27 protein-coding genes are annotated in these 24,511 nt (G+C 64.3%); 16 read left to right on the top strand and 11 right to left on the bottom strand.

Features of this window, described 5'->3' with window-relative positions; all coding sequences use genetic code 11:
- Positions 1–2 precede the first annotated feature (2 nt).
- Positions 3–626 carry an MlaC/ttg2D family ABC transporter substrate-binding protein gene (locus BLT50_RS10830; RefSeq protein WP_090028866.1) on the bottom strand — a complete coding sequence of 208 codons (624 nt, stop codon included), beginning with the start codon at positions 624–626 and terminating at the stop codon, positions 3–5.
- Complete coding sequence (locus BLT50_RS10825; protein WP_245723360.1) at positions 601–1,383, bottom strand: MlaA family lipoprotein; 783 nt, start codon at positions 1,381–1,383, stop codon at positions 601–603. The genes BLT50_RS10830 and BLT50_RS10825 overlap by 26 nt, the downstream gene beginning before the upstream one ends.
- Before the next feature lie 248 nt (positions 1,384–1,631).
- Here BLT50_RS10825 and BLT50_RS10820 point away from each other — a divergent pair, with 248 nt between their 5' ends.
- From BLT50_RS10820 to BLT50_RS10805, 4 genes are read left to right on the top strand one after another with little or no spacing between them, the layout of a single operon-like run.
- Positions 1,632–2,093: a RidA family protein gene (locus BLT50_RS10820; protein WP_090028711.1), complete on the top strand. Its 462-nt coding sequence runs from the start codon at positions 1,632–1,634 to the stop codon at positions 2,091–2,093.
- A complete protein-coding gene (locus BLT50_RS10815; protein ID WP_090028710.1) occupies positions 2,090–2,854 on the top strand; it encodes a glycerophosphodiester phosphodiesterase family protein in 765 nt (254 codons plus the stop codon). The genes BLT50_RS10820 and BLT50_RS10815 overlap by 4 nt, the downstream gene beginning before the upstream one ends.
- 53 nt (positions 2,855–2,907) lie before the next feature.
- A complete protein-coding gene (locus BLT50_RS10810; RefSeq protein WP_090028709.1) occupies positions 2,908–4,095 on the top strand; it encodes a GNAT family N-acetyltransferase in 1,188 nt (395 codons plus the stop codon).
- Positions 4,092–4,388: a 4a-hydroxytetrahydrobiopterin dehydratase gene (locus BLT50_RS10805; protein ID WP_090028708.1), complete on the top strand. Its 297-nt coding sequence runs from the start codon at positions 4,092–4,094 to the stop codon at positions 4,386–4,388. Before BLT50_RS10810 ends, BLT50_RS10805 begins: the two co-directional genes overlap by 4 nt.
- A 308-nt stretch (positions 4,389–4,696) precedes the next feature.
- On the opposite strand, the gene BLT50_RS10800 is transcribed toward BLT50_RS10805, so the two are convergent.
- From BLT50_RS10800 to BLT50_RS10790, 3 genes are all read right to left on the bottom strand, one after another.
- Entirely contained in the window at positions 4,697–5,638 is a 942-nt protein-coding gene (locus tag BLT50_RS10800) for an SGNH/GDSL hydrolase family protein (protein ID WP_090028707.1), read from the bottom strand.
- 86 nt (positions 5,639–5,724) lie between these two features.
- Positions 5,725–7,695: an acetoacetate--CoA ligase gene (locus BLT50_RS10795; protein WP_090028706.1), complete on the bottom strand. Its 1,971-nt coding sequence runs from the start codon at positions 7,693–7,695 to the stop codon at positions 5,725–5,727.
- Positions 7,696–7,781: 86 nt separating this feature from the next.
- Positions 7,782–8,270 carry a peroxiredoxin gene (locus tag BLT50_RS10790; protein ID WP_090028705.1) on the bottom strand — a complete coding sequence of 163 codons (489 nt, stop codon included), beginning with the start codon at positions 8,268–8,270 and terminating at the stop codon, positions 7,782–7,784.
- Positions 8,271–8,372: 102 nt separating this feature from the next.
- Here BLT50_RS10790 and BLT50_RS10785 point away from each other — a divergent pair, with 102 nt between their 5' ends.
- The 3 genes from BLT50_RS10785 (at position 8,373) to BLT50_RS10775 (ending at position 10,692) form a co-directional block, all read left to right on the top strand.
- Positions 8,373–9,584, top strand: a complete 1,212-nt coding sequence (locus tag BLT50_RS10785) for an NAD(P)/FAD-dependent oxidoreductase (protein ID WP_090028704.1) — start codon at positions 8,373–8,375, stop codon at positions 9,582–9,584.
- Complete coding sequence (gene rsmD / locus BLT50_RS10780) at positions 9,581–10,141, top strand: 16S rRNA (guanine(966)-N(2))-methyltransferase RsmD (RefSeq protein WP_090028703.1); 561 nt, start codon at positions 9,581–9,583, stop codon at positions 10,139–10,141. The genes BLT50_RS10785 and rsmD overlap by 4 nt, the downstream gene beginning before the upstream one ends.
- A 71-nt stretch (positions 10,142–10,212) precedes the next feature.
- Positions 10,213–10,692, top strand: a complete 480-nt coding sequence (locus tag BLT50_RS10775; protein WP_090028702.1) for a YcxB family protein — start codon at positions 10,213–10,215, stop codon at positions 10,690–10,692.
- A 6-nt stretch (positions 10,693–10,698) separates the two neighbouring features.
- Here BLT50_RS10775 and map read toward each other — a convergent pair whose 3' ends face one another.
- Together map and sfsA are read right to left on the bottom strand one after the other, a co-directional pair.
- Positions 10,699–11,547: a type I methionyl aminopeptidase gene (map, locus tag BLT50_RS10770; protein WP_090028701.1), complete on the bottom strand. Its 849-nt coding sequence runs from the start codon at positions 11,545–11,547 to the stop codon at positions 10,699–10,701.
- A gap of 58 nt (positions 11,548–11,605) precedes the next feature.
- Positions 11,606–12,307: a DNA/RNA nuclease SfsA gene (gene sfsA / locus BLT50_RS10765; RefSeq protein ID WP_090028700.1), complete on the bottom strand. Its 702-nt coding sequence runs from the start codon at positions 12,305–12,307 to the stop codon at positions 11,606–11,608.
- 48 nt (positions 12,308–12,355) lie between these two features.
- Here sfsA and BLT50_RS10760 point away from each other — a divergent pair, with 48 nt between their 5' ends.
- The 4 genes from BLT50_RS10760 to BLT50_RS10745 are packed head-to-tail and all read left to right on the top strand — an operon-like array spanning position 12,356 to position 15,301.
- Positions 12,356–13,078, top strand: a complete 723-nt coding sequence (locus BLT50_RS10760; protein WP_090028699.1) for a competence/damage-inducible protein A — start codon at positions 12,356–12,358, stop codon at positions 13,076–13,078.
- Complete coding sequence (locus BLT50_RS10755) at positions 13,075–13,806, top strand: GNAT family N-acetyltransferase (RefSeq protein ID WP_090028698.1); 732 nt, start codon at positions 13,075–13,077, stop codon at positions 13,804–13,806. Before BLT50_RS10760 ends, BLT50_RS10755 begins: the two co-directional genes overlap by 4 nt.
- On the top strand, positions 13,803–14,375 hold the full coding sequence (locus BLT50_RS10750; RefSeq protein ID WP_090028697.1) for a peroxidase-related enzyme: 573 nt from the start codon (positions 13,803–13,805) through the stop codon (positions 14,373–14,375). Before BLT50_RS10755 ends, BLT50_RS10750 begins: the two co-directional genes overlap by 4 nt.
- Complete coding sequence (locus tag BLT50_RS10745) at positions 14,372–15,301, top strand: OmpA family protein (RefSeq protein WP_090028696.1); 930 nt, start codon at positions 14,372–14,374, stop codon at positions 15,299–15,301. The genes BLT50_RS10750 and BLT50_RS10745 overlap by 4 nt, the downstream gene beginning before the upstream one ends.
- A 43-nt stretch (positions 15,302–15,344) precedes the next feature.
- Here BLT50_RS10745 and BLT50_RS10740 read toward each other — a convergent pair whose 3' ends face one another.
- The 3 genes from BLT50_RS10740 to BLT50_RS10730 all read right to left on the bottom strand — a co-directional run bounded on the left by BLT50_RS10740 (position 15,345) and on the right by BLT50_RS10730 (position 17,655).
- Positions 15,345–15,725, bottom strand: a complete 381-nt coding sequence (locus BLT50_RS10740; protein WP_090028695.1) for a rhodanese-like domain-containing protein — start codon at positions 15,723–15,725, stop codon at positions 15,345–15,347.
- 13 nt (positions 15,726–15,738) lie between these two features.
- Positions 15,739–16,635, bottom strand: coding sequence for an MBL fold metallo-hydrolase (locus BLT50_RS10735; protein WP_090028694.1), 897 nt, complete (start codon positions 16,633–16,635; stop codon positions 15,739–15,741).
- Positions 16,636–16,740: 105 nt separating this feature from the next.
- On the bottom strand, positions 16,741–17,655 hold the full coding sequence (locus BLT50_RS10730) for a LysR family transcriptional regulator (protein ID WP_090028693.1): 915 nt from the start codon (positions 17,653–17,655) through the stop codon (positions 16,741–16,743).
- 98 nt (positions 17,656–17,753) lie between these two features.
- On the opposite strand from BLT50_RS10730, the gene BLT50_RS10725 reads away from it, so the two are divergent.
- The 5 genes from BLT50_RS10725 (at position 17,754) to BLT50_RS10705 (ending at position 23,647) form a co-directional block, all read left to right on the top strand.
- The gene (locus BLT50_RS10725) at positions 17,754–18,977 is read left to right on the top strand and encodes a urate hydroxylase PuuD (protein ID WP_090028692.1); all 1,224 of its coding nucleotides are present in this window, start codon (positions 17,754–17,756) and stop codon (positions 18,975–18,977) included.
- Between the two features lie 54 nt (positions 18,978–19,031).
- On the top strand, positions 19,032–20,132 hold the full coding sequence (locus BLT50_RS10720; RefSeq protein WP_090028691.1) for a THUMP domain-containing class I SAM-dependent RNA methyltransferase: 1,101 nt from the start codon (positions 19,032–19,034) through the stop codon (positions 20,130–20,132).
- A 61-nt stretch (positions 20,133–20,193) separates the two neighbouring features.
- Complete coding sequence (gene mutL / locus BLT50_RS10715) at positions 20,194–22,029, top strand: DNA mismatch repair endonuclease MutL (protein ID WP_090028690.1); 1,836 nt, start codon at positions 20,194–20,196, stop codon at positions 22,027–22,029.
- Complete coding sequence (locus BLT50_RS10710; RefSeq protein ID WP_090028689.1) at positions 22,026–23,204, top strand: DNA recombination protein RmuC; 1,179 nt, start codon at positions 22,026–22,028, stop codon at positions 23,202–23,204. The genes mutL and BLT50_RS10710 overlap by 4 nt, the downstream gene beginning before the upstream one ends.
- Positions 23,205–23,332: 128 nt before the next feature.
- The gene (locus BLT50_RS10705; RefSeq protein ID WP_090028688.1) at positions 23,333–23,647 is read left to right on the top strand and encodes a hypothetical protein; all 315 of its coding nucleotides are present in this window, start codon (positions 23,333–23,335) and stop codon (positions 23,645–23,647) included.
- On the opposite strand, the gene BLT50_RS10700 is transcribed toward BLT50_RS10705, so the two are convergent.
- The gene (locus tag BLT50_RS10700; protein ID WP_090028687.1) at positions 23,648–24,487 is read right to left on the bottom strand and encodes a prephenate dehydratase; all 840 of its coding nucleotides are present in this window, start codon (positions 24,485–24,487) and stop codon (positions 23,648–23,650) included. It lies immediately after the preceding gene.
- Positions 24,488–24,511: the final 24 nt, after the last annotated feature.

Below are 24,511 nucleotides of genomic sequence, written 5' to 3'. Positions count from 1 at the left end.
CGTCAGCTTGCGGCGCGCAGGTCGGCGATCATCTTGTCGATGTCGCCGCCGCGGCGGTCCAGCATCGCGCCGATCTCGGTGCGTTCGGTCAGCAGCATGTTCACCCCTTCGATGAACAGGTTGAAGAACCGGTCGCTGCCCGAGCGGTCGGATACCAGGAAGGTCACGTCGAACGGGGCCTCGCCACGCAGGTGCGCCACCGTCTTGACCTCGATAAAGCTTTTGACGGCGCGTGCGCCCTGAACCTCGATCCGTCCGCCGATGAACTCGCGGAAGCGGCGGCCATACTTGACCGAGATGTAGCGCTGGAACACGTCGGTGAAGGCCCGCAACTGTGCCGGGCTGGCGCGGCGCGCATCAACGCCCAGGGCATAACGCGCAATCGTCGGAACATCGGCGTAACGTGCAAAGATCCGTTCGAAATCGCGCAGCATCGCGCTTTCGGATTTGCCCGAATTGATAACCGAGTTGATATCGGCAACTACGCTGTCGACCAGCGATTGCGCCTTTGCCTCGCTCATCGCAAAGGCGGGGGCTGGCAGCAACGGCGCGGCTATCCCTGCGCCAATCAGGCCGACGACGCGGCGGCGGTTGGGGCGGTCACTCTTGCTGGTATGGGTCGGCATACGGGTCATCATACGGGTCCTCGTAATTCGGATCGTCACCGGTGGAATATGGGTCGTCATAGGCGTCTGCGCCACTTCCGCCCAACCGGAAACGCCGGTTCTGCAGGTAAATCAGGCGTGATTGCGCATAGCTGTCGGCGCTTTCGTACAGAATGGAATCGACCGTTTCGGAAAACCGTCCCCGGTCGCCCAGACGCGATGCAACCGACGTGCCCCGCGCATAATAGCGTTCCGGCTTCGGCAAACTGTTGGTCAGCGGGTTGGTGAACAGGTCGACAACGCGTCCCACCGTATCGCGCTGTGTCGACGGGCCGAGAACGGGCAGTTCCACATAGGCGCCTTCACCGACGCCCCAAGTGTACAGAGTTTCCCCGAAATCCGTGTCGAATTCGGGGATGCCCAGCGTTCCCGCCATGTCGACCAGCCCACCAAGGCCGATGGTCGTGTTCACGGCAAAGCGGATCGTGTTCATCACCGCGCCTTCGACATTGCCCTGCAGCAGGTGGTTCACGAAATGGCTCGGTTCGCCCAGGTTCGCGGCGAAATTGCTGACGCCCTGCTGCACGGGTTGCGGAACGACCTGCACATACCCCTTGCCGGCCGGGCGCAGAAGCGCGCGATCCAGCTTTCGGTTGAACTCGTGCCGGGTGCGGTTCTCGGCCTCGTAGGGATCGTTGATGCCGCTGGCAACAGGTGCCGAACAGGCGGCGACGGCCAAAAGCGCCAGCGCGGCAAGGCCACGGGCGATCGGACGCAAACGGGAAGGGGGACAATCAGCAGACAATGTTTTTTCCGGCAGCTCTCTTGATGGGTGTATGTAATTCATACCACGAACATGCCCACCCCCTGGCGCGCGGTTGCCCCATGATGTGGCAGATTCGCGACAACATCACAAAGCTACTGTGTTTCCTGACCGGGTGCAAAACATGGTCCCGGTAAATGCCGGTGTTTTCTTTGCCCGGTCCCCGCTGTAGCGTCGCGTCGAACATCCTGAGGAGTGAACAGATGAGCGTGATCGAATCCCGACTTGCCGAACTTGGCGTTACCCTTCCCGATGCGCCGGCTCCGGCGGCCAATTACGTGCCTTACGTCCAGTCCGGGAACCTTGTTTTCGTGTCGGGCCAGATCTCGATGCGGGATGGGGCCTTCATCACCGGAAAGCTCGGTGACGACATGGCCACTGAAGAGGGCGCTGCCGCCGCGAAAACCTGTGCGATTGCCCTTCTGGCCCAGCTTAAGGCCGCGTGTGGCGGGGATATCGACCGTCTGGTGCGCGTGGTCAAGCTGACCGGCTTCGTCAATTCGACGCCGGACTATACCGAGCAGCCCAAAGTCATCAACGGCGCGTCCGATTTCCTGGTCGAGGCGCTTGGAGACAAGGGCCGGCATTCGCGCTCGGCCGTGTCGGCGGCGGCGCTGCCGCTTGGCGTGGCCGTCGAGATCGAGGCGATTTTCGAAATCGCATGACGCTGCCCGACAGCTTTCTGACTGCGCCGCTGGCGCACCGTGCTCTGCACGACCTGTCGCAGGGGCGGGCCGAGAACGCGCCCGCCTCGATCGAGGCGGCAATCGGTGCCGGATACGGGATAGAAATCGACATCCAGATTTCCCGCGATGGCCGCGCGATGGTGTTTCACGACTACCGGCTCGACCGGCTGACGGACGCGACCGGTTTCATCCGTGACCGCGATGCGACCGAGTTGGGCCGGATACGCCTGTCGGGCACCTCCGACACCATACCTACGCTTGCACAGGTGCTCGAGCAGGTGGCCGGGCGCGCGCCGCTGCTGATTGAGATAAAGGATCAGGACGGCACGCTTGGGCCGGCTGTCGGCCGGTTGGAACAGGCCGTGGCCGACGATCTGGCGGGGTATCGCGGGGATGTGGCGGTGATGTCGTTCAATCCCAATTCCGTTCGGGTTTTCGGCGGCATGGCCCCGCATGTTCCGCGTGGCCTGACGACCTGCGATTTCGCGCGTGACGACTGGCCCGGCGTTCCCGGTGTGCGGCTGAAACGGCTGGCCGGCATTCCCGATTTCGATGCGGCGGGGGCCGTGTTCATCAGTCATGACGTGACCGACCTTCAAAATGCGCGCGTTCAGCAGTTGAAATCGCGCGGTGTGCCGGTTCTGTGTTGGACGGTAAGGTCCGCGGAACAAGAGAAATTGGCGCGACAGGTCGCCCAGAATATCACGTTCGAAGGCTACGCTGCGGCGCTCCCGTCTTGAAGGGCGCGGCCGCGGCCCCAGATTGAACGGGGCAGAGGGATGGGCCAGCAGGCATGACCGAAACCCAGGTGGAAATCGAGATCGTTCAAAGCCTTGGCGGTATATCTCCGGCCGAGTGGGATGCCTGCGCCTGCCCCGAGGCGCTGGATGGCGGCCGCCCCGAAGACCCGTTTACAACGTACCGCTTCCTCAAGGCGCTGGAAGACAGCGGATCGGTCGGGCCAGGTAGCGGCTGGGCGCCGCACTACCTGCTGGCGCGGGCCGAAGGGCAGTTGATCGGCTGCGCGCCGCTATACCTGAAATCGCACAGCCAGGGGGAATACATCTTCGATCATTCCTGGGCTCATGCCTATGAGCGTGCGGGTGGCCGATATTACCCGAAATTCCAGATCGCCGCACCCTTTACCCCTGTGACGGGGCGGCGTTTCCTGACCCTGCCGGGGTTCGAGGAAACAGGCATGTCGGCCCTTGTGCAGGGCGCCGTGAACATTGCTGCGAAAAACGGGATCAGTTCGCTTCACGCGACGTTCTGCACCCAAGGCGAGGCTGAAACCGGCGAGAGGCTGGGCCTGATGCACCGTGTCGGAAGCCAGTATCACTGGGAAAATCCCGGCTATGGCGGCTTCGACGATTTCCTTGCCGCGCTCAGTTCACGCAAGCGCAAGACCATCCGCAAGGAACGGCAGCGCGCGCAGGGCTTTGGCGGCGAGATCGTGCAGTTGACGGGCTATGCGATCCTGCCAAGCCATTGGGATGCCTTCTGGGAGTTCTACCAGGACACCGGCGCGCGCAAATGGGGGCAGCCGTATCTGACGCGGCAATTCTTTGATATCGTTCAGGAAACCATGCGCGATGACGTGCTGTTGGTGTTGGCAATGCGGGAAGGGCAGCCGGTGGCCGGGGCGCTGAATTTCATCGGCCGGACGGCGCTTTTCGGCCGGTATTGGGGCTGTGTCGAAGATCACCCCTGCCTGCATTTCGAGTGCTGTTATTATCAGGCCATGGACTACGCGATCGAGCATGGTTTGAACCGTGTCGAAGCGGGCGCGCAGGGCGAACACAAGATCGCCCGCGGATACCTGCCGCGCCTGACGCATTCGCTGCACTGGATCGCCGATCCGGGCTTTGCCAACGCGGTGGCGCAGTTCCTGCGCGCCGAGCGGGACGCAGTAGACGAAGAGGTTGAAATCCTTACGGATTATGGACCTTTCAGGAAAGTAGAAGCGAGGGAAACCGAATGACCGAAAAGCTGAGCGATACGGGCCGCAAGACGATGCTGGAGCCTCTGTTGCAGAACGGCTGGAGCCTGGACGAAACGCGTGATGCGATCTCGAAGGAGTTCGTGTTCGCCGATTTCGTGACGGCCTTCGGTTTCATGACCCGCGCTGCGATTTGGGCCGAAAAATGGGATCACCATCCCGAATGGTCCAACGTCTACAAGACGGTCAATGTGACGCTGACCACGCATGATGTTGAGGGGCTTTCGGCGTTGGACGTGAAGCTGGCCCGCAAGATGGACCAGATTGCCGGCTGAATGGCGAACGGCGCATTAACCGCGCGATTGCCGCGTAAAACCGCGCAGTTCTTGCCAAAAGGCTAACAAATTCCGCGCGGGTTGCGACCTGCACCGCGCGGTTCCTGACAGAGTGTTAACGGCTTGCGGCGCTTTTCGGGGCCGACGAGGCCCGTTTTGCGCACATCCGCCCGAAACCGCGCGGTTCTGCCCCGAAATCGCGCGGTGGTTAGGGATTGCGCGGGCACTGGGCGAAAGTTCTGCACGCGACTCTCCGGGTGCGGAGATGGCGGCACGGGTAAGGCGCCGCCACCATCCTTGGACTTCGGTCAGGCCGCCTTTGCCAGTGTGGTCTTGCGGCGGCGCGCAGCGGCCGCGCCAAGTCCAAGCACACCGAACATCAGCGGCAGCGTCGCGGGCAGCGGGATCGCCGCGATGATCGTCGCGCTGACCTGTTCGGCAACGATCTGGTGGGCAACCGCATTGGGATGCACCGCGTCAACGAACAACCGCGTGTTCGGGTCGATTCCGTCATCCAGGCAACTGGCGGTTCTGCCATCGGTCAGGTCTGCGGTGCAGGGATTGACCAGATCGGTGATTCCATAGAGCGGCGACCCGTTCAGGAAATCTGCGATGATGGCGTTGGTCGCGTTCACCGGGTCGTAGGTGATGATGTTATACCCTTCGGACTTCAGCGCTGCGATGTTCGCGGTAAGCTGGCCGTTGAACAGGTCGCTGACACCCGGCGCGCCCGGAATTTCCGGCAACTTGATCACAAGGAAATCGTCAAAGCTCTGCCCGACGATCGAAGCGATCTGTCGCACGCCATCGGCCACGTCATTGGCGGCATCGACCGGGTTGAAGCCCTGGAAGATGTCATTGGCACCGAACCAGACCGAAACCAGCGGATTTGCACCGGGGTCCAGCACGGAGGCGCCAAGACTGGCGGTAAAGGTGGCGATCTGACCGGCGAACGTGGCCAGAGGAGCCGCAAGGCGCAGGTTCACCGGCCCGGCAGTCGCGCCGCCAAGGGCGAAGTTGGCGTTGTCCTTTCCGGCCGCGTCGAAGGTGTCTTCGATATATTCCGACCAAGTCGGGCCATTGGTGAACCGGCCCTCGAAGCTGGGTGGTTCAAGCATGCCGAATTTCCCGTCGTCGGTCAGGCTGTCGCCGAAGCTGTAGAAGCTGGTGAAACGGTCATCGACCGATGCGGCGCCGGCCGATGTGGCCAGTCCGACGGCGACTGTGGCTGCGATAAGTGCTGTCTTCATATCTCCCCCCAGAGATTACCTTACCATAAGGAGAGTTAAGCAGCGGCGCTCGCCCCTGGGAACAAGAATCTGCGGATGACCGCGCGTCACCCCTGCCCGGAAAGGTACCGTTCGGCATAGGCGTCGTACCAGTCGAGACAGCCGGGGTTGGCCATTGCATCGGGGGTGGCGACCTTTGCCATGGGTTGCCCGAGCAGGCGTTTCTTGATCGGCACTTCCATCTTCTTGCCGGTCAGGGTGTAGGGGATGTCGGGGGCGGTTTCGATCAAGTCCGGCACATGGCGCGGCGAGGCGCGGGATTTCAGGTCGGCCACGATCTGTGCGCGCAGGTCGTCGGTCAGCGATGCGCCGGGAGCCAGTTTCAGGAACAGGATCATGCAGCTGTCGCGGCCGAGATATTCGAGATCGACCACAAGGCTGTCGGCCACGGCGTCGCGGTCCTCGACCACGCGGTAGATATCGGCGGTGCCCATGCGGATGCCGTGGCGGTTGATCGTCGCGTCCGAGCGGCCATAGATGATCGCCCCGCCCTCGGGGGTGATTTTCACCCAGTCGCCGTGGCGCCAGACGCCCGGATAGGTTTCGAAATAGCTGGAGCGATAGCGCGCGTCGCCTTCGTCGCCCCAGAAATAGAGTGGCATCGAGGGCATCGGGACGGTGCAGACCAGTTCGCCCACCTCGTCGATGAGCGGGTTGCCGTCGTCGTCGAACGCCTCGACCGCGGCGCCGAGTGCGCGGCATTGCATTTCGCCGACGCGCACGGGCAGCATCGGGTTGCCGGCCAGGAAGGCGCCCGCGAAATCGGTGCCGCCCGCGATGGGTGACAGCCAGATGTGATCGCCCAGTTCCGACCAGATCCATTCATAGGCTTCGGGCGGCAGCGGCGAGCCGGTCGACCCCACCGCGCGGAGCGTTTCCAGGCTGGCCTGATCGTGCGGTTTGACGCCGGATTTCATCGCGCCGATGAACCAGGCCGCGCCCGCGCCGAACGACGTGGTGCCGGTGCGGTCGATGAAACGCCAGAGCCGGCCGGCGTCGGGGTGGTTGGGGTTGCCTTCGGCCAGCGCGATGGTGGCGCCGGTCAGCAGGCCCGCGACCTGCGCGTTCCACATGATCCAACCGGTCGAGGTGAACCAGCAGAACGTATCATCAGGCCCGAGATTGCCGTGCAGGCCCTGCAGCACGAGATGTTCCAGAACGATGCCGCCATGGCCGTGGACGATGGGTTTCGGGCTGCCCGTCGTGCCCGAGGAATAGACCACCCAGAGCGGATGGTCGAAGGGCAGTTTCACCGGGTCGGGTGCGGCGGGGTTGGCCAGAAGATCGGCCCAGCCGTGTCGCGTGGTGTGGCGTGGGTCGATGCCTTGGGCGGCGTCGAGCGTGATCCAGTGGGCCAGCGTGGGCAGCCCGTCCAGCAGGGCCTGCACTTCGGCGCTGCGGTCGCGCCACTTGCCGGTGAAGTCGTAGCCCGAGATGGTGAAAATCGCCTTGGGCTCGATCTGGCGGAACCGTTCCAGCACGGTGGGCGCGCCCATGTCGGGGGCGCAGAGCGACCAGGTCGCGCCGATGGAGGCGCAGGCGAGGAAGGCCACGATCGTGTCGGGCGTGTTGGGCAGGTAGCCCACGACGCGGTCGCCGGTTTCGATGCCCATCGCCCGCAGGCTGGCGGCCAGGGCGCCGACGCGGGCGGCCAGATCGTCCCAGGTGAGGGTGGTGAGCGTGCCGACCTCGGCCTCGTGATGAATGGCGGGGTGGCCGGGCCGGACGTGGCGCAGCACCTGGTCGACATAGTTGAGCGTCGCGCCGGGGAACCAGACCGCGCCCGGCATGCCGGATTTCGCAAGCGCATTGTCGAACGGTGTTGGCGAGGTGAGGCCGTTGTAATCCCAGATCGAACGCCAAAAGGCGTCGGGATCGGTGATCGACCACTGCCAGAGTGCGTCGTAATCGGGGAAATCCAGCCCGCGTTCGGCGGAAAGCCAGCGCATGTAGGCCGCCATGGTGCTGGTTTCAGCGATCTCTTTCGATGGTGTCCAGATGCCGTTTTGGATGCCCATGGCGCATGTCCCCCCGTTTGCTCCGGCGGGCATGGTTCGCGGGGGGCGGCGCCAGTGTCAAGGCCGCCCGCCGCGTCAGATGCGTATCAGATCGCGTCGAGAAGCGCCTCGCCGCCCGAGATCTCGCAGGTGCCGGGGCTTTCCTCGGGGTTCAGCACCTTGACTACTCCGTCTTCGACCAGCATCGCGTAGCGCTTGGAGCGGGCGATCAGGCCCGCGGGCGGGGCGTCGAAATCCATGCCGATGGCCTTGGTGAAATCGCTGCCGGCGTCCGACAGCATGGTGATGCCGGCCTGCGTTGCACCCGTGGCATCGCCCCAGGCGCCCATCACGAAGGGGTCGTTCACGGAAATGCAGATGATTTCATCCACGCCCTTGGCGGCAAACTGGTCCTTGGTGCGGATGAAGCTGGGCACATGGGCCGAATGGCAGGTGGGCGTGAAGGCGCCGGGCACGGCAAAGATCGCGACCTTGCGGCCCTTGAGCTTGTCCGACAGTTGCACCGGCTCGGGGCCCTTGCCGCCCATGCGGGTCAGCGTTGCGTCTGGCAGCGTGTCACCAACGGAAATCGTCATGGTTCGTCCTCTTCGTTCTCGCTTGGGTTTGCGTTTCCTGTGAGCGTGGATATAGGGTCGGTTCGCTGACAAGACCAACGGAATCCTGCTGGAGGGTGCGAGATGAGCAATGTGGTGGTGGTGGGTGCGGGCCAAGCCGGTGCATCTCTGGTGGCGAAGCTGCGTGCGCTGGGCTTTGACGGGCGCATCACCATGATCGGCGAAGAGCCCGCTCTGCCCTATCAGCGCCCCCCTCTGAGCAAGAAATACCTGCTGGGTGAGCTGGAGGTCGAACGGCTGTATCTGCGGCCCGAAAGCTTTTATGCCGAGAACGCCATCGACCTGCATCTGAACGAAACCGTCACGGCCATCGACCGTGCCGGCAAGGTGGTGATCGCCGGCGGGCAGAAGGTGCCGTATGACCATCTTGTTCTGACAACCGGATCGGTCCCCCGACGTTTGCCCGCGGCGATCGGCGGTGCGTTGCAGGGTGTCTTTACCGTGCGCGACCTGAAGGATGTGGACAGCATGGCGCCCGAGTTTCGCGAAGGCGCGCGGGTGCTGATCGTCGGTGGCGGTTACATCGGGCTCGAGGCCGCCGCGGTGGCCGCGTCCAAGGGGCTGAAGGTGACGCTGGTCGAGATGGCCGACCGCATCCTGCAGCGCGTGGCCGCGCCGGAAACCAGTGCCTATTTCCGCGATCTGCACACAGGCCACGGCGTCGATATCCGCGAGGGTGTGGGACTGGAGAGGCTGACGGGCGAGGGGCGTGTCAATGGCGCGGTCCTGAGCGATGGCAGCGAGTTGGCGTTGGATTTCGTGATTGTCGGTGTGGGCATCACGCCAGCCACCGAACTGGCCGAAGCGGCCGGGCTTGAGGTCGAGAACGGCATAAAGGCCGACGCCCAGGGCCGGACCAGCGACCCGGCGATCTGGACGGCGGGCGATTGCGCCAGCTTTCCCCATGCCGGCGGGCGCATACGGCTGGAATCGGTGCCCAACGCGATCGACATGGCCGAATGCGTGGCCGAGAACATCGTGGGCGCCGGCAAGACCTATGTGCCACAGCCCTGGTTCTGGTCGGACCAGTATGACGTCAAGCTGCAGATCGCCGGGCTGAATTCCGGCTATGACCGGGTCGTCACGCGCAAGGGCGAGAAAGAGGGCAGCGTGTCTTTCTGGTATTTCGCGGGCGAGCAGTTGCTGGCCGTCGACGCGGCCAACGATCCGCGTGCCTACATGGTGGGCAAACGGTTGATCGACAACGGTAAAACGGTTGCGCCCGATGTCGTGGCGGACCCGGCTACCGACTTGAAAAGCCTGATGAAAGCGTGAGGATCATCGCCGGCGAATTTCGCGGCCGGCCGTTGGCCAGCCTGGGCAAGGGCGACGCGGGCGCACATCTGCGCCCAACCACCGACCGGGTGCGCGAAAGCCTGTTTTCGCTGTTGCAGGGCGGGCGCTTTGGTGACCCGATCACCGGTGCGCGGGTGCTGGACCTGTTTGCCGGCACCGGGGCGCTGGGTCTTGAGGCGCTGTCGCGCGGGGCCGACGAGGTCACCTTTGTGGAAAACGGGCGAAAGGCGCAGTCGCTGATCACGCGCAACATAGACACCCTGGGCGTGGGCGGGCGCGCGCGGCTTTTGCGGCGGGATGCGCGGCGGCTGGGGGACAACCCGGACGGGCCTTATTCGCTGATCTTCCTGGACCCTCCTTATGGCAAGGGGATGGGCGAATTGGCGTTAAGCTCTGCACGTAATGGTGGTTGGATTGGAAACGGTGCGTTTATCGTCTGGGAGGAGGGTGGCGACATTATTCTGCCGCATTGGTGTTCTAGCGAAGACTCGAGGCGCTACGGGGATACGACGATTACGTTGCTGCGAGCGGAGTGATGCGAGAAGCTATTTATCTTACCTACTCTTGGCGGGACATACCTGTTGCCAAGCTTACCAACCGTTTGACGATGCGGTTCTTCGGTCCGTTGCGCTGGATCGCGTTGCTTTTGGCGGTGACGGTGTTGTTTGCCACCTTCATCCTTCTTCAGAAGCACGTTTTCCCGCATGAAACGGGCACGCAACTGTCCACCGTTCTGGCTGCCATGGCCTGTGCGTTGATGCTGGGGCTGGGCAATACGCTGGGTCACAAGCGGCTGCAGGCGGCGCTGATGGCGGCGCCGATCCGGCAGAAGGAATGCAGCCTTGCGATCAACGAGCACGGTATCGCATCCGAAGGCGGGGCGCTGCATTCCCATGTGGAATGGTCCGATGTCACCGAGATCGCGGAAATGGGCAGCTTTGTCCTGATCATGCTGTCGCCGCTGGAATACATCCCGATCCCGGAATTTTCGCTGCCCCCGGACCTGAGCCGGACCGAACTGGTAGAGACCCTGCGCGAATGGCACGAAGCCGCGCAGCAGGATTTCTCGGAGGCGGAATACGCCTGACGGTTCTTACTGGCTGTATGTCGGGTGGAACAGACCTGCGGGCGACAGGGTGAAGATATCGACCCCGTCCGCCGTCACGCCGACCGAATGTTCGAACTGCGCCGACAGGGATTTGTCGCGGGTCACCGCCGTCCAGTCATCTGCAAGCACCTTGGTTTCGGGGCGGCCCAGGTTCACCATCGGTTCGATGGTGAAGAACATCCCTTCTTCCAGCAGCGGGCCGGTTCCGGGGCGGCCGTAATGCAGCACGTTGGGCGGGGCGTGGAACACGCGGCCAAGGCCGTGGCCGCAGAAATCGCGCACCACGGACATGCGGTGCCCTTCGACGAATGTCTGGATGGCGTGGCCGATATCGCCGAAAGTGTTGCCGGGCTTGACCTGCTCGATCCCGAGCATCAGCGCGTCGTGGGTGATCTGGATCAGGCGTTCCGCCTTGCGGCTGAGCTTGCCCGCGACATACATCCGGCTGGTGTCGCCGAACCATCCATCGACGATCACGGTCACGTCGATATTGAGGATGTCGCCTTCTTTCAGCTTCTTGTCGCCGGGGATGCCGTGGCAGACCACATGGTTGATCGAGATGCACGAAGCGTGGCGGTAGCCCTTGTAGCCGATGGTCGCGGATTTTGCGCCGGCGGCGTTTACCTTGTCCTCGATGATGCGGTCGATTTCGGCTGTGGTCTGGCCCGGGAATACGTGTTCGGCCACTTCGTCCAGGATGCGCGCGGCCAGTTCGCCGGCCTTGTGCATTCCGGCGAAATCGCCCGGTTCGTGGATGCGGATGCCTTCGCGCGTTGTGCGGCCCCGATGCGCTTCGTTCACCTTGCCGGCCCCTTTGCCGAATTTCAAAATCATGCGCACTATTTAGGACAGTTTTGACCCAAGGGCCAGTGCGTCGAATCGCGCCCTGCCGTTACGGCATTTCGAAGGGCATGGGATGGCCCAGCGTGATCTCCTGCGGCGAGATGCGGCAATCGAAGGCCATGATTTCAACCCCGGCGGCATGGGCGGCGGTCAGACCGGCAGCGTAGGCCGGGTCGATATCGGCGGCGATGCCCGTATGGTGGCAATCCGTGCGCTGCACGAGATAGAGCATCACGGCGCGCGCGCCCTGCGCCTTGATCGCGGACAGTTCCTGCAGGTGTTTCAACCCGCGCGCAGTGACGCTGTCGGGAAACTCGGCCAGGCCCGGCTGGCGCGAGAGCGTGACGGATTTCACCTCGACATAGGTGTCGGTGCCATCGCCCGACAGCAGGAAATCGATGCGGGAGTTTGCGCCGTATTTCACCTCGGGGCGGACGGTCGGGGCGGCCAGCCCCGGCACCTTGCCCGCGATCAGTGCATCCTTGAGCGCGCGGTTGGGCACCGAGGTGTCGACGCCGGTGAAATGGCCACCGCCGTGTTCGACGAGGCGCCAGCCGAATTTCAGTTTCTTCTTGGGGTCGTCGTTGGGTTCCAGCCAGATGCGCATGCCGGGATCGGCCAGCCCCATCATCGAGCCGGGATTGGCGCAATGGGCGGTGATCTCGCGCCCGTCCTCAAGCCGGCAATCGGCCAGGAACCGCTTGTAGCGGCGGATCAGCACGGCGGGCACAAGGGGGGTTTGAAAGCGCATGATTGCGGGCCTATACCGTGACGGACGCCCACGCAAGGAGACCCGCCCATGCCGAACCCCACCGCTGCCATGATCGTCATCGGCGATGAAATCCTGTCGGGGCGCACGCGGGATTCCAACATGCATTACCTGGCGCAGGAGCTGACCAAGGTGGGGATCGACCTGCAAGAGGTGCGCGTGGTGAGCGATGACGCGGCGGCGATCGAAGGTGCGGTGCGTGCCCTGAGCGCGGCTTACACGCATGTCTTTACGAGTGGCGGGATCGGGCCGACCCATGACGACATCACCGCCGATTGCGTGGCGCGTGCGTTCGGCCGGTCGATCGACGTGCGCGACGACGCACGGGCGATCCTGCAAGCGCATTACGACCGGATGGGGACCGAGCTGAACGCCGCGCGCCTGCGCATGGCGCGCATCCCCGAAGGCGCGGGCCTGATCGAAAACCCGGTATCGGCCGCGCCTGGGTTCACCATCGAGAACGTCTATGTGATGGCGGGCGTTCCGGCGGTGTTCGAGGCGATGGTGGCCAGCGTGCTGCCCACGCTGGTGGGGGGGCGACCGCTGATGTCGCAAAGCCTGCGGATTTTCCGCGGCGAGGGCGACATCGCCGGACCCCTGGGTGAGTTGGCCGCGGATTTCCCCGACCTGTCGATCGGTTCCTACCCGTTCCAGAAGGACGGTGTTTACGGCGCGCAGATCGTGATCCGGGGGCAGGACGGCGCGCAAGTGGATGCGGCGATGACCCGCCTGTCGGAGATCTTCGGCGCATGATGCCCTCGGTCGAAATGCTTTATGACGTGGTGGACGGCACATGGCCGGCTGCCGCTTTCCGGCGCGAGGGACCGTGGATGATCCGCGAGGGTCAGGGCGGCGGGCAACGCGTGTCGGCGGCAACGGCCGTCGATCCCGTGACCGAGGCCGACATCCCGCGGGCCGAGGCCGCGATGCAGGCGCTGGGCCAGCCGCGCCTGTTCATGATCCGCAAGGGCGACGAGGCGCTGGATGCCGCGCTGGAGGCGCGGGGCTACAAGGTGGTCGATCCGGTGAACCTCTATGTCGCGCCGGTGGCGGACGTGGCGACCGAGCGGCCGCCGCGCATCACCACCTTTACGGTATGGGAGCCGCTGGCGATCCAGATCGACATGTGGGCCGAAGGCGGGATCGGGCCGGGGCGCATCGCGGTGATGCACCGCGCGCGCGGGCCGAAGACATCGCTGATCGGCCGGTTGAACGACCATCCCGGCGGCACCGGTTTCGTCGCCATCCATGACGGCATCGCGATGGTTCACGCGCTGGAGGTGCTGGAACATCAGCGCAAGCAGGGCATGGGCCGCTATTTCATGCGCGAGGCCGCGTTCTGGGCGCAGGCCAATGGCGCGACCCACCTGGCAGTCGTTTGCACGCAGGGTAACGCGGGGGCCAACGCGCTCTATTCTTCCCTCGGCATGACGCTTGTGGGACAGTATCACTATCGCAAGCACGAGGAGGATTTCGCATGAGCCGCGACGACATGCCCACAGCCCTGAACCTGCCGCAGGTCGATCCGCTGCCGGCGTCCACGCAGAAGTATTTCGACATCTGCCAGGACAAGCTGGGGCTGGTGCCGAACGTGCTGCGCGCACATGCCTTCGATATCGAAAAGCTGAACACGTTCTCGGCGCTGTATAACGAGCTGATGCTGGGTGACAGCGGCCTGTCCAAGCTGGAGCGCGAGATGATCGCCGTGGCCGTCAGCTCGGTCAACCGGTGCTTTTACTGCCTTACGGCCCATGGCCAGGCGGTGCGTGCACTGTCGGGCGATCCCAAGCTGGGCGAGGCGCTGGTGATGAATTACCGCGTGGCCGATATCACGCCGAAACAGCGCGCGATGCTGGATTTCGCGGTGAAGATGACCGAGGAAAGCTATCGCATCGAGGAAGACGACCGGCAGGCGCTGCGCGATCACGGGTTCAGCGACCGCGACATCTGGGACATCGCGAATGTTGCCGGGTTCTACAACATGACGAACAGGGTGGCGTCGGCGCTCGATATGCGGCCCAACGACGAGTATCACGCCCAGAACAGATGATCCGACTTGCCGCTGCCTTCGTGTTTTGCCTGGCCGCTGCGCCTGTATCGGCCTTGGACCTGACGCTGCCGGGCAACGCGCGCGCCACTGCCGAAACGGTCAGCGATCCTGACAGTTATGCCCTGCCGACCGGACCTTATTCGTCGGGCGAACTGCCTGCGCGGATGCTGGAGGGCCGGGTTTCGCGGCAGGCCTGGCGGATGGACGGGCAGAACATGACGACGCTGCAGATGTTCGCACCGTTGCGCGAGCAGTTGCAGGCCGCGGGTTTCAATATCCTGTTCGAATGCGCCGACGAGGATTGCGGCGGGTTCGATTTCCGGTTCGAGATCGAGGTGCTGCCAGCCCCCGACATGTATGTGAGCCTTTCGGATTTCCGGCATCTTTCGGCGCGCAGGGGTGCGGACGAACATGTCAGCCTGTTGGTCAGCCGGACGGGCAGCGCCGGTTTCGTGCAGCTGATCCAGGTGACGGCAGCAGGATCGGACAGGCGTGTGCCGAATGTCACGGTGCGCCCCTTGCAAACCGTGCCCGCCGTGTCCGATGACGGTGATCTTGCGCAGCGCCTGACCACCCAGGGCCATGCAATCCTGAACGATCTTGAGTTCGCGACAGGGTCATCCGACCTGAGCGACGGCAACTATCCGTCACTGGACGCGCTGGGCGCGTTCATGCGCGACAACCCGCAGGCCCGGATTGCGCTGGTGGGGCATACGGATGCGGTGGGGGCACTGGACGGCAATATCGCGCTGTCGAAGCGGCGGGCGGCCTCGGTGCTGGAGCGGATGGTCAGCGCCCATGGTGTGCCACGCGAAAGAATGGATGCCGAGGGCATGGGCTATCTTTCGCCCGTTGCGCCCAACACCACCCCCGAGGGCCGCGAAGCGAACCGCCGGGTCGAGGTGATCTTGCTGAACACCGAATGACGGCGCCGGGTGGGAACCGGGCCTGGCCGGTTCCCTGCCGGGATCACTCGGGCATCACGGCCTGCGGCGCACCGGTGGCCATGTTGGTGCCGATATAAGGCTTTTTCGCCCCTTTCCACGCGGCGAACCCGCCTTCCATATGGGCGATTTTCTTGACGCCCGCGGCAATCGCGGCACGGGCCACGCGTTCGGACCGCACACCCGAGCCGCAGTGGAACACGATGCGCTTTTCCACCTGGTCGGGCAGCTTGTCGCCCTTAAAGAAGGCCAGCGGCATCAACAGGGCGCCTTCGATATGTTCGAACATGTATTCCTGGGGTGTGCGCACGTCGATCAGGACGATCTCGTTGCGGTCGAAGGCCTGGGCGGCTTCTTCCACCGTCCAGGTTTCCAGGCTGGCGTCGTCCACTTTCTCGGTTTTCATCGCGCGTCTCCTTTCAGAACTTGTTCGCGGGTATCTTGAAGTAAGAATGGCCATCGGCCTCGGGCGTTGCAAGGCGTCCGCCGCGCAGGTTGACCTGAAGCGCGTAAAGCATCCGGTCGGGCAGTTTCAGCGTGGCATCACGATCGTCGCGCAGTTTGCGAAAGGCTGCTTCGGCCGTGCCGCCGCCAAGATGCTTGTTCGCGGCCTTGTGCCGGGCCACGGTCGCCTCCCATGCCGGGTCTTTGCGGTCGCCGACGGGGGGGTAGTCGTGGCCTACGAACAGGCGGGTGTCGTCGGGCAGGGACAGGATGGATTGCAGGCTGTCCCACAGATCTTTTGACGATCCGCCGGGGAAATCGGCGCGGCTGGTGCCGGAATCGACATGCATCAGGGTGTCATGCACAAAGGCCGCATCGCCGATCACGTAGCTGATCGAGCCGAGCGTATGGCCCGGATGCAGCATCACGCGCACCTCCAGCCCGCCCAGTGCAAAGCTGTCGCCATCCGCGAAAAGCCGGTCGAAATCGCGGTCCACGTCGAAGGCGTCGGGCAGGTTGTAGAATTCCGCCCAGAGCGCGGCGATATCGCGGGTTTTCTCGCCTATCGCGTTGGGGGCGCCGGTCTGGTCCTTCAGCCATGCGCTGGCCATCATGTGGTCGGCATGGGGGTGGGTGTCGAGAATCCATTCGACCGTCAGGCCCTGTGCCGCGACGAAATCCAGCACCTCCTGCGCGCTGTCGGTGCGGGTGCGTCCGTGGGCAGGGTCGAAATCCAGCACCACGTCGATCAGCGCGGCCTTTTTCGTCGCCGGATCGGCGGCCACGTACATGATCGACCCTGTGGCGGGGTCATAGAACCCCGTCACCTCGGGCGAAGCCGGGCCGGTGGATGGGCTGGTGCGGGAAAACATGCAGAACCTCCTCTAGCGGTCAAAAGATGTGTTTCACATGCAGGTAATAGAATGTAATCAAATGACAAGGGGTGCCGCCCGGAATGCCGGGATGTGCGGCAATGATCAGGGCTGCAATTCGCGCAGGGCGCGTTTGCAGTGATCGACCATGAATTCGGTGAAGACCTGCACCTTGGGATCGCGATACCGGCGCGAAGGCGACAGGCAGGCCAGTTGAGTGGGGATCGGCGGCGTATCGGTCGCCACGGGCACCAGCGCACCGGTTTCCAGGTGCTCGGCCACTTCGAACAGCGGCTTCAGGACGATGCCCGCGCCATCCAGTGCCCAGCCGGTCAAGACGTCGCCATCGTCGCTTTCCAGCGGGCCGGAGATTTCGAAACGGCGTGGGCCATCGGCGGTTTGCAGCGTCCATTGGAATTCGCGCGCGCCGGGAAAGCGCAGGTTCAGGCAGTCATGGCCATCCTCGATCAGCGCCTGCCCGTCGCGGGGCATGCCGCGCCGTTCGATATAGGCCGGGGCGGCACACAGCACGCGGGGGCATTCCTCGATCACGCGAACCTTGAGATCGCTGTCGACCAATGGCCCGAGGTGAAAGGCAAGGTCCAGCCCCTCGCCGGTGACGTCGATCATCCGGTCGGACAGGCGCAATCGGATGTCGATCTGGGGGTATTGCGCCTTGAATGCGGGCACGGCGGGCGCGATGAACCGCCGCCCCACGCCCAGCGGTGCGGCCACGAATAGGGTGCCGCGCGGGGATTGGCTGGCTTCCATCACGGCGGCTTCGGCGCTGTCGATCGCTTCGAGTATGCGGCAGGCCCCGTCATAGAACAGCCGCCCGTGTTCGGTGGGGTTCAGCGCGCGAGTGGTGCGGTTGAACAGGCGGACGCCAAGGTGTTTTTCCAGCTCGGCAATGCGGGACGAGGCCACCGCAGGCGAGGTGCGCTGATCGCGTGCCGCGGCGCTCATGTTGCCCAATTCGTAGACACGGACGAACATGCGGATGTTGTTCACATAAGCCATTTTCAGAATCTTTTTGAAACTGTTCCCGCTAGCTGCTGGATTAACAGACAAATGCCGGCTCGGATAGCCTGTGCCGAAACCAACCGGGAGAGATACCGATGTACGACCTGGCTGCCATGGGCGCATGGGCCGAATTCGCCATTCGCTGGCTGCATGTCATCACCGCGATCGCGTGGATCGGGTCGTCGTTCTATTTCATCGCGCTGGACCTGGGCCTGCACCGCGACCGCAACCTTTCCACCGGCGCGGATGGCGAGGAATGGCAGGTGCATGGCGGGGGGTTCTATCACATCCAGAAATACCTGGTGGCGCCGTCGAACATGCCGGACGGGCTGGTGTGGTTCAAATGGGAAAGCTATTCCACCTGGCTGTCGGGTTTCGCGCTTTTGGCGGTGGTCTATTACCTGGGGGCCGAGTTCTACCTTGTCGATCCGGCCGTTTGGGACATCCATCCGGGTTGGGCGATCGTGATCTCGATGGCATCGCTGGCCTTTGGCTGGCTGGTCTACGATTTCCTGTGCGACCGGTTCGTGAACGCCAACCAGACCGGGCTGATGGTGGCGCTGTTCGTTGTGCTGGTGGGAATGGCGTATTTCTATACCAGCGTTTTCTCGGGACGGGCGGCAATGCTGCACCTGGGTGCGTTCACCGCCACGATCATGAGTGCCAATGTCTTCATGATCATCATTCCGAACCAGAAGGTCGTGGTGGCCGACCTGATCGCGGGCAACAGGCCCGACCCCAAATACGGCAAGATCGCAAAGCAGCGCAGCACGCATAACAACTACCTGACGCTGCCGGTGATCTTCCTGATGCTGAGCAACCATTACCCGCTGGCCTTTGCCAGCGAATACAACTGGATCATCGCCAGCCTGGTGTTCCTGATGGGGGTGACGATCCGGCATTTCTTCAACTCGATGCATGCGCGCAAGGGAATGCCCTACTGGGCCTGGGCGGCGACGGCGGCGATTTTCGTGCTGATCATGTGGCTTTCGACCGCGCCGATGTTCCGCGCCGAGGAACCGCAGGAGGCGCAGGGCGCTGCGGTGAAATTCGCGCAGGCCGAAGGGTTCGACGAGGTGCATGACATCGTTCTGGGCCGCTGTTCGATGTGCCACGCCTCGGAACCGTTCTGGGACGGGCTGCTTTGGGCGCCCAAGGGTGTGCGGCTGGACACCGAATATCATATCGCGCGGCAGGCGCGGGCGATCTATCTGCAGGCGGGGCTGACCCATGCGATGCCGCCCGCGAACCTGAGCTACATGGAAGACGAAGAGAGGCAAAAGATTGTCGCGTGGTACCGTAACGCGGTCGGGGGCTAGGCGCAGGGCACGAACCCTCTCGCCGTGGCGCGCGTTTCCCGCTATGCCGCGGGCATGAGCGACAAGATGGACATTTTCCTGGTGGCCCCGCCAGGCATGGAGCGTACGCTTGCCGACGAGGCGCGCGCGGCCGGCTTTCCGCTGCCTGAGGCGATCGAAGGCGGTGTCAGTTTCAATGGCGGATGGGACGATGCCTGGCGCGCGAACCTCGTGCTGCGCGGGGCGACGCGGGTGCTGGTGCGGATCGGTCAGTTCCGGGCGTTTCACCTGGCGCAACTGGACAAGCGCGCCAGCAAGTTTCCCTGGGCCGAGGTGTTGCGCCCCGACGTGCCGGTGAAGGTCGAGGTGACATCGCACCGCTCCAAGATCTATCACGAGCGCGCGGCGGCGCAGCGGATCGCCAAGGCGATTTCCGACGGCCTGGGCGCGCCGGTGCGCAGCGATGCGGCTGTGGCGCTGAAGGTGCGGATCGACGACAACCTTGTCACGATCAGCGTCGATACATCCGGCGAAAGCCTGCACAAGCGCGGGCACAAGCAGGCGATGGGCAAGGCGCCGATGCGCGAAACGCTGGCGTCGCTGTTTCTGCGGCAGATGGGCTTTGACGGCAGCCAGACGGTCGTGGACCCGATGTGCGGGTCGGGCACCTTCGTGCTGGAGGCGGCCGAGATCGCCGCCGGTCTGCTGCCCGGACGCGACCGGGATTTCGCGTTCGAGCAGCTTGCCACGTTCGAGCCGGACCGGTGGGCGGCGATGCGCGGGGCGTCGCGGCCGGCCGTGCCAAAGGCGCGGTTCTTCGGGTTCGACCGCGATCCCGGTGCGGTGCGCATGGCGCGCGAAAACGCGGCTCGTGCCGGTGTATCCGACTGGGTAAGTTTCGCGGAACAGGCGGTGAGCGAGCTGACCCCGCCCGATGGCCCGCCCGGCATCGTGATCGTGAACCCGCCCTACGGCGCACGGATCGGCGAGCGAAAGCCGCTGTTCGGGCTTTATGGCGCGCTGGGCCAGGTTCTGAAGGACCGTTTCGCGGGCTGGCATGTGGGGATCGTGACCAGCGACCAGGGGCTTGCCAAGGCAACCGGGCTGACACTGCATACCGGGCCAGCCGTGCCGCATGGGGGGCTGCGTATCAGGCTCTATCGCGCGCGTATCTGATTGGCGTGGGCCGCTTGATCCCCGGTGGCAGAATCGCCTGTGCCATGCTAGGTCTTGTGGGATGAACACCCATGCCCCCAACATACGCCCGGTAATCCGCCAACTGGACGAGGCCGCGATCAACCGCATCGCGGCGGGCGAAGTGGTGGAACGCCCGGCCTCGGCAGTCAAGGAGCTGGTGGAAAACGCCATTGACGCCGGGGCGCGGCGCATCGACATCGCGATTGCCGATGGCGGCAAGACGCTGATCCGGGTGAGTGACGACGGCTGCGGGATCGCGGCGGCGGATCTGCCGCTGGCCCTGTCGCGCCACGCAACGTCCAAGATCGACGGGACCGACCTGCTGAACATCAACAGCTTCGGTTTTCGTGGCGAGGCGCTGCCCAGCCTTGGTGCGGTGGGGCGGTTGACGATCACCAGCCGCGTGGCTGGCGAAGAGGCCGCGCAGATCACGGTGGCGGGTGGACAGGTCGGGCCGGTGAAACCTGCCGCGCTGAACGCCGGAACGGTGGTCGAGTTGCGCGATCTCTTTTACGCCACTCCGGCGCGGCTGAAATTCCTGCGCACCGACCGGGCCGAGGCGCAGGCGATCACCGACGTGGTCAAGCGGCTGGCCATGGCCGAACCGTTCGTCGCATTCGTGCTGCGTGACGTGTCAGGCGGCGGCGAAGGGCGCGTGGTGTTCCGCGCCGATGCGGAATCGGGTGATCTGTTCGATGCGCTGCACGGGCGGCTTGCCAGCGTCCTGGGGGCGGAATTCGCGGAAAACAGCCTGCGGATCGACGCCGAGCGCGAAGGTTTTCATCTGTCGGGTTTTGCCGCGCTGCCCACCTATTCGCGTGGTGCGGCGGTGGCGCAGTTCCTGTTCGTCAATGGCCGCCCGGTGCGCGACAAGCTGCTGATCGGCGCGTTGCGTGCGGCATATTTCGATTTCCTGAGCCGCGACCGGCACCCGGTCGCCGCGCTGTTCGTGGATTGCGCGCCCACGCTGGTGGACGTGAACGTGCATCCGGCGAAATCCGAGGTGCGGTTCCGTGATCCGGGCACCGTGCGCGGGCTGATCGTCAGCGCGCTGCGCCATGCGCTGGGCGAGGCGGGGCATCGGGCGTCCTCGACCGTGGCGGGGGCCACGCTGGGCGCGATGCGGCCCGAGCCGGTTGCGCCGCGTGTCTACCAGATGGACCGCCCCGGCCCCGGGGCGCGGCAGATGGCCTATCAGGCGCAGGCCCCGCAAGTGGGATTCGCGGAAACCGCGCTGGCCTATAGCGCGCGGGTTGAAGAGACACCCCAGGACGCACCGCAAGCGGCGGATGAGGGGTTGCCGCTGGGTGCGGCGCGGGCGCAGGTGCATGAAAACTACATCATCGCGCAGACCGACACGGGCATCGTGATCGTCGATCAGCACGCCGCCCATGAGCGGTTGGTTTATGAACGGCTCAAGCGCCAGATGGCCGAAAACGGGGTTGCGGCGCAGGCGTTGCTTATCCCCGAGATCGTCGAGTTGTCGGAGGGCGACTGTGCGCGGCTGATGGAACATGCCGACGACCTGTCGCGCCTTGGCCTGACGCTCGAGCCCTTCGGCGGCGGTGCGGTCGCGGTGCGCGAAACGCCCGCCCTTCTGGGTGAGGTCAACGCGCGGGCGATGGTGCTGGATATCCTGGACGAGCTTGCCGACCAGGGCGACAGCATGAACGTTCAGGCGCGGCTCGAGGCGATCCTGAGCCGGGTCGCCTGCCACGGCTCGATCCGGTCGGGCCGCCGGATGCGGGCCGAAGAGATGAACGCGCTTTTGCGCGAGATGGAGGCAACGCCGCATTCCGGCCAGTGCAACCACGGGCGGCCCACCTATGTGGAGCTTAAGCTGAGCGATATCGAAAGGCTGTTCGGGCGGACATGATCCAGATTGGCGACCAGAGTTATGCGTTGAACGACCCGGCGGTCCTGCTGGTGCTGGCGGGCGGTGTGCTGGCGCTGTTGTTCCTGATCCTGCTGGTCGTCGCGGTGCGCGCGGCGGGACGGTCGGCGCGGATGGCCGAACCGCTGGCGCAGCAGATCGGGATGCTGGGCCAGCGCGTCGAAACGCTGAGCCAGGGCCAGCAGCAACTGGCGGGCGGGCTGACCCATGTGTCCGAGGCGCAGGCCGCATCCCAGGCGAACATGCTGCAACTGATGGAGCGGCGCCTGGGCCAGGTGTCGGAGAAGATGAACGAGAACCTGCAAGGCTCGGCCCGGCGCACGGCGCAGTCGCTGGGCGAGTTGCAGCAGCGGCTGCAGGCGATCGACAAGGCGCAGGAAAACATCACAAAGCTGTCGGGCGACGTGCTGTCGCTGCAGGACATCCTTTCAAACAAGCAGACGCGCGGGGCGTTCGGGGAAATCCAGTTGCGTGACATCGTGGGCAAGGCGCTGCCATCGGACAGCTACCAGTGGCAGGCGACGCTGTCGAACGGCAAGCGCGCGGATTGCCTGATCTACCTGCCCAACCCGCCCGGCCCTATCGTGATCGACAGCAAGTTCCCGCTCGAGGCGTACGAGGCGCTGGTTAACGCCGAAACGCAGGAACAGCTGAACCGCGCCTCCACCCTGATGCGGCAATCGGTGCGGGGCCATATCAAGGCGATTTCGGAAAAATACATCCTGGATGGCGAAACCGCGGATGGGGCGCTTATGTTCCTGCCCTCCGAGGCGGTTTATGCCGAATTGCATGCGCGGTTCCCCGAACTGGTTCGCGAAGGATTCGCCGCGCGGGTCTGGATCGTGTCGCCCACGACCTGCATGGCCACGCTGAACACGATGCGCGCCATCCTGAAGGACGCGCGGATGCGTGAACAGGCGGGTGCGATCCGGCGTGAGTTGGGCCTGCTGTTTGCCGATGTGGAGCGTTTGGGCACGCGGGTCGAGAACCTCGACCGGCACTTCGGGCAGGCGGCCAAGGATATTTCCGAGATCAAGATCAGCGCGGACAAGGCGGGCCGCCGTGCGCGCCGGTTGGACAATTTCGATTTCGAAGAACTTGCCCCCGATCCCGAAGACGCCCCCGTCCTGCGGCTTGAGCATCCCAAGGGCGGCTGACGCGCGCGCTGTGGCGCGGTTGCATGCGGACACCGGAATTTGCGCGCGGCGAAAGCGGCGGACGCGCGGAGACACCATATTCGTGTTATGATTCATACCTATGGGTGGGGTGAAGGGCAGGATGTGCGATGTGGACCCCCGATTATTTTCTTGGCCCGTGGAAGCTTGCGCTTGAAACGTCACGTGCGATGTTCGACGCGCAGGCCGTTATCGCCATGCGACTGGGTGGCATGGCCGGATTCTGGGCGGTATCGACCGGTGAAACCACGCGGATGGTGACGGAAAAGCCGCGCGCGCTGCTCAAGGCGCAGTGGGCGATGCAGAAAGCGTTGCTGGAGGGACAGCCACCCGATGCCATCCTGAGGGCCGGGTTGAAACCGATCCGAAAGAAGGCGGGCAAGAACGCGCGGCGCCTGGCGGCGTTGGGGCCGAAACGCCGGTGATCAGTGCCGGCGTGGATCGGCCGGGTAGACGCCCAGGATTTTCATCTCGGACGTGAAATAGCTGAGTTCATCCAGTGCAAGGCGTACATTGTCGTCATCTGGGTGACCTTCGATATCGGCATAGAACTGCGTCGCCGTGAAAGACCCGCCGACCATGTAGCTTTCCAGCTTGGTCATGTTGACGCCGTTGGTGGCGAAACCGCCCATCGCCTTGTAAAGCGCGGCGGGGATGTTGCGCACCTGGAAGACAAAGCTTGTCATCATGCCGTCGTCGCCCCGGCGGCTGTGATCGCCGTCGCGCGACATTACGAGGAACCGTGTGGTGTTGTTGCCCTGGTCCTCGATGTGGCGGGCCAGGATGTCCAGCCCGTAGATCTCGGCGGCAAGGTCGCCCGCAAGCGCGGCGAGGGACGGATCGCCAAGTTCGGCCACATGCTTGGCCGAACCGGCTGTATCCGCGCCGGTGACGCGGTGGATGCCGTGCCTGGTCAGGAATTTCTTGCACTGACCCAGCAGGACGGTGTGGCTCATGGCCTGTTCGACCTGTTCCAGGCGCGTGCCGGGCACCGCCAGAAGGTTGATGTGCACCCGGACGAACGCCTCGTCGATAATATGCAGCCCCGAGGCCGGCAAAAGCGAGTGGATATCCGCCACCCGGCCATAGGTCGAGTTCTCGACAGGCAGCATCGCAAGGTCCGCACGGCCTTCGCGGACCGCGTCGATCGCGTCCTCGAAGGTACGGCAGGGCAGGGCCTCCATTTCCGGGCGGGCGTCGTGGCAGGCCTGGTGCGAATAGGCGCCCGGCTCTCCCTGAAAGGCGATGCGGTTGGTTTTCGTCATGGGTATTCCATCAAAAATGCCCAA

It is taken from the genome of Lutimaribacter saemankumensis (assembly GCF_900100005.1).
Taxonomy (GTDB): Bacteria; Pseudomonadota; Alphaproteobacteria; order Rhodobacterales; family Rhodobacteraceae; genus Lutimaribacter; species Lutimaribacter saemankumensis.
The sequence above is the reverse complement of the archived record's forward strand: the minus strand, read 5'-3'. Positions and strand labels throughout refer to the sequence as shown.

Bases quoted from the DNA above. Each gene is read 5' to 3' on its own strand.
- mutL (WP_090028690.1), top strand. From the start codon at position 20,194: ATGAACACCCATGCCCCCAACATACGCCCGGTAATCCGCCAACTGGAC.
- BLT50_RS10785 (WP_090028704.1), top strand. From the start codon at position 8,373: ATGAGCAATGTGGTGGTGGTGGGTGCGGGCCAAGCCGGTGCATCTCTG.
- sfsA (WP_090028700.1), bottom strand. From the start codon at position 12,307: ATGCGCTTTCAAACCCCCCTTGTGCCCGCCGTGCTGATCCGCCGCTAC.
- map (WP_090028701.1), bottom strand. From the start codon at position 11,547: ATGATTTTGAAATTCGGCAAAGGGGCCGGCAAGGTGAACGAAGCGCAT.
- BLT50_RS10735 (WP_090028694.1), bottom strand. From the start codon at position 16,635: ATGTTTTCCCGCACCAGCCCATCCACCGGCCCGGCTTCGCCCGAGGTG.
- BLT50_RS10800 (WP_090028707.1), bottom strand. From the start codon at position 5,638: ATGAAGACAGCACTTATCGCAGCCACAGTCGCCGTCGGACTGGCCACA.
- BLT50_RS10725 (WP_090028692.1), top strand. From the start codon at position 17,754: ATGTACGACCTGGCTGCCATGGGCGCATGGGCCGAATTCGCCATTCGC.
- BLT50_RS10740 (WP_090028695.1), bottom strand. From the start codon at position 15,725: ATGAAAACCGAGAAAGTGGACGACGCCAGCCTGGAAACCTGGACGGTG.
- BLT50_RS10750 (WP_090028697.1), top strand. From the start codon at position 13,803: ATGAGCCGCGACGACATGCCCACAGCCCTGAACCTGCCGCAGGTCGAT.
- BLT50_RS10760 (WP_090028699.1), top strand. From the start codon at position 12,356: ATGCCGAACCCCACCGCTGCCATGATCGTCATCGGCGATGAAATCCTG.
- BLT50_RS10755 (WP_090028698.1), top strand. From the start codon at position 13,075: ATGATGCCCTCGGTCGAAATGCTTTATGACGTGGTGGACGGCACATGG.
- BLT50_RS10820 (WP_090028711.1), top strand. From the start codon at position 1,632: ATGAGCGTGATCGAATCCCGACTTGCCGAACTTGGCGTTACCCTTCCC.
- BLT50_RS10720 (WP_090028691.1), top strand. From the start codon at position 19,032: ATGAGCGACAAGATGGACATTTTCCTGGTGGCCCCGCCAGGCATGGAG.
- BLT50_RS10700 (WP_090028687.1), bottom strand. From the start codon at position 24,487: ATGACGAAAACCAACCGCATCGCCTTTCAGGGAGAGCCGGGCGCCTAT.
- BLT50_RS10830 (WP_090028866.1), bottom strand. From the start codon at position 626: ATGCCGACCCATACCAGCAAGAGTGACCGCCCCAACCGCCGCCGCGTC.
- BLT50_RS10790 (WP_090028705.1), bottom strand. From the start codon at position 8,270: ATGACGATTTCCGTTGGTGACACGCTGCCAGACGCAACGCTGACCCGC.
- BLT50_RS10810 (WP_090028709.1), top strand. From the start codon at position 2,908: ATGACCGAAACCCAGGTGGAAATCGAGATCGTTCAAAGCCTTGGCGGT.
- BLT50_RS10710 (WP_090028689.1), top strand. From the start codon at position 22,026: ATGATCCAGATTGGCGACCAGAGTTATGCGTTGAACGACCCGGCGGTC.
- BLT50_RS10815 (WP_090028710.1), top strand. From the start codon at position 2,090: ATGACGCTGCCCGACAGCTTTCTGACTGCGCCGCTGGCGCACCGTGCT.
- BLT50_RS10805 (WP_090028708.1), top strand. From the start codon at position 4,092: ATGACCGAAAAGCTGAGCGATACGGGCCGCAAGACGATGCTGGAGCCT.
- BLT50_RS10705 (WP_090028688.1), top strand. From the start codon at position 23,333: ATGTGGACCCCCGATTATTTTCTTGGCCCGTGGAAGCTTGCGCTTGAA.
- BLT50_RS10775 (WP_090028702.1), top strand. From the start codon at position 10,213: ATGCGGTTCTTCGGTCCGTTGCGCTGGATCGCGTTGCTTTTGGCGGTG.
- BLT50_RS10795 (WP_090028706.1), bottom strand. From the start codon at position 7,695: ATGGGCATCCAAAACGGCATCTGGACACCATCGAAAGAGATCGCTGAA.
- BLT50_RS10730 (WP_090028693.1), bottom strand. From the start codon at position 17,655: ATGGCTTATGTGAACAACATCCGCATGTTCGTCCGTGTCTACGAATTG.
- BLT50_RS10745 (WP_090028696.1), top strand. From the start codon at position 14,372: ATGATCCGACTTGCCGCTGCCTTCGTGTTTTGCCTGGCCGCTGCGCCT.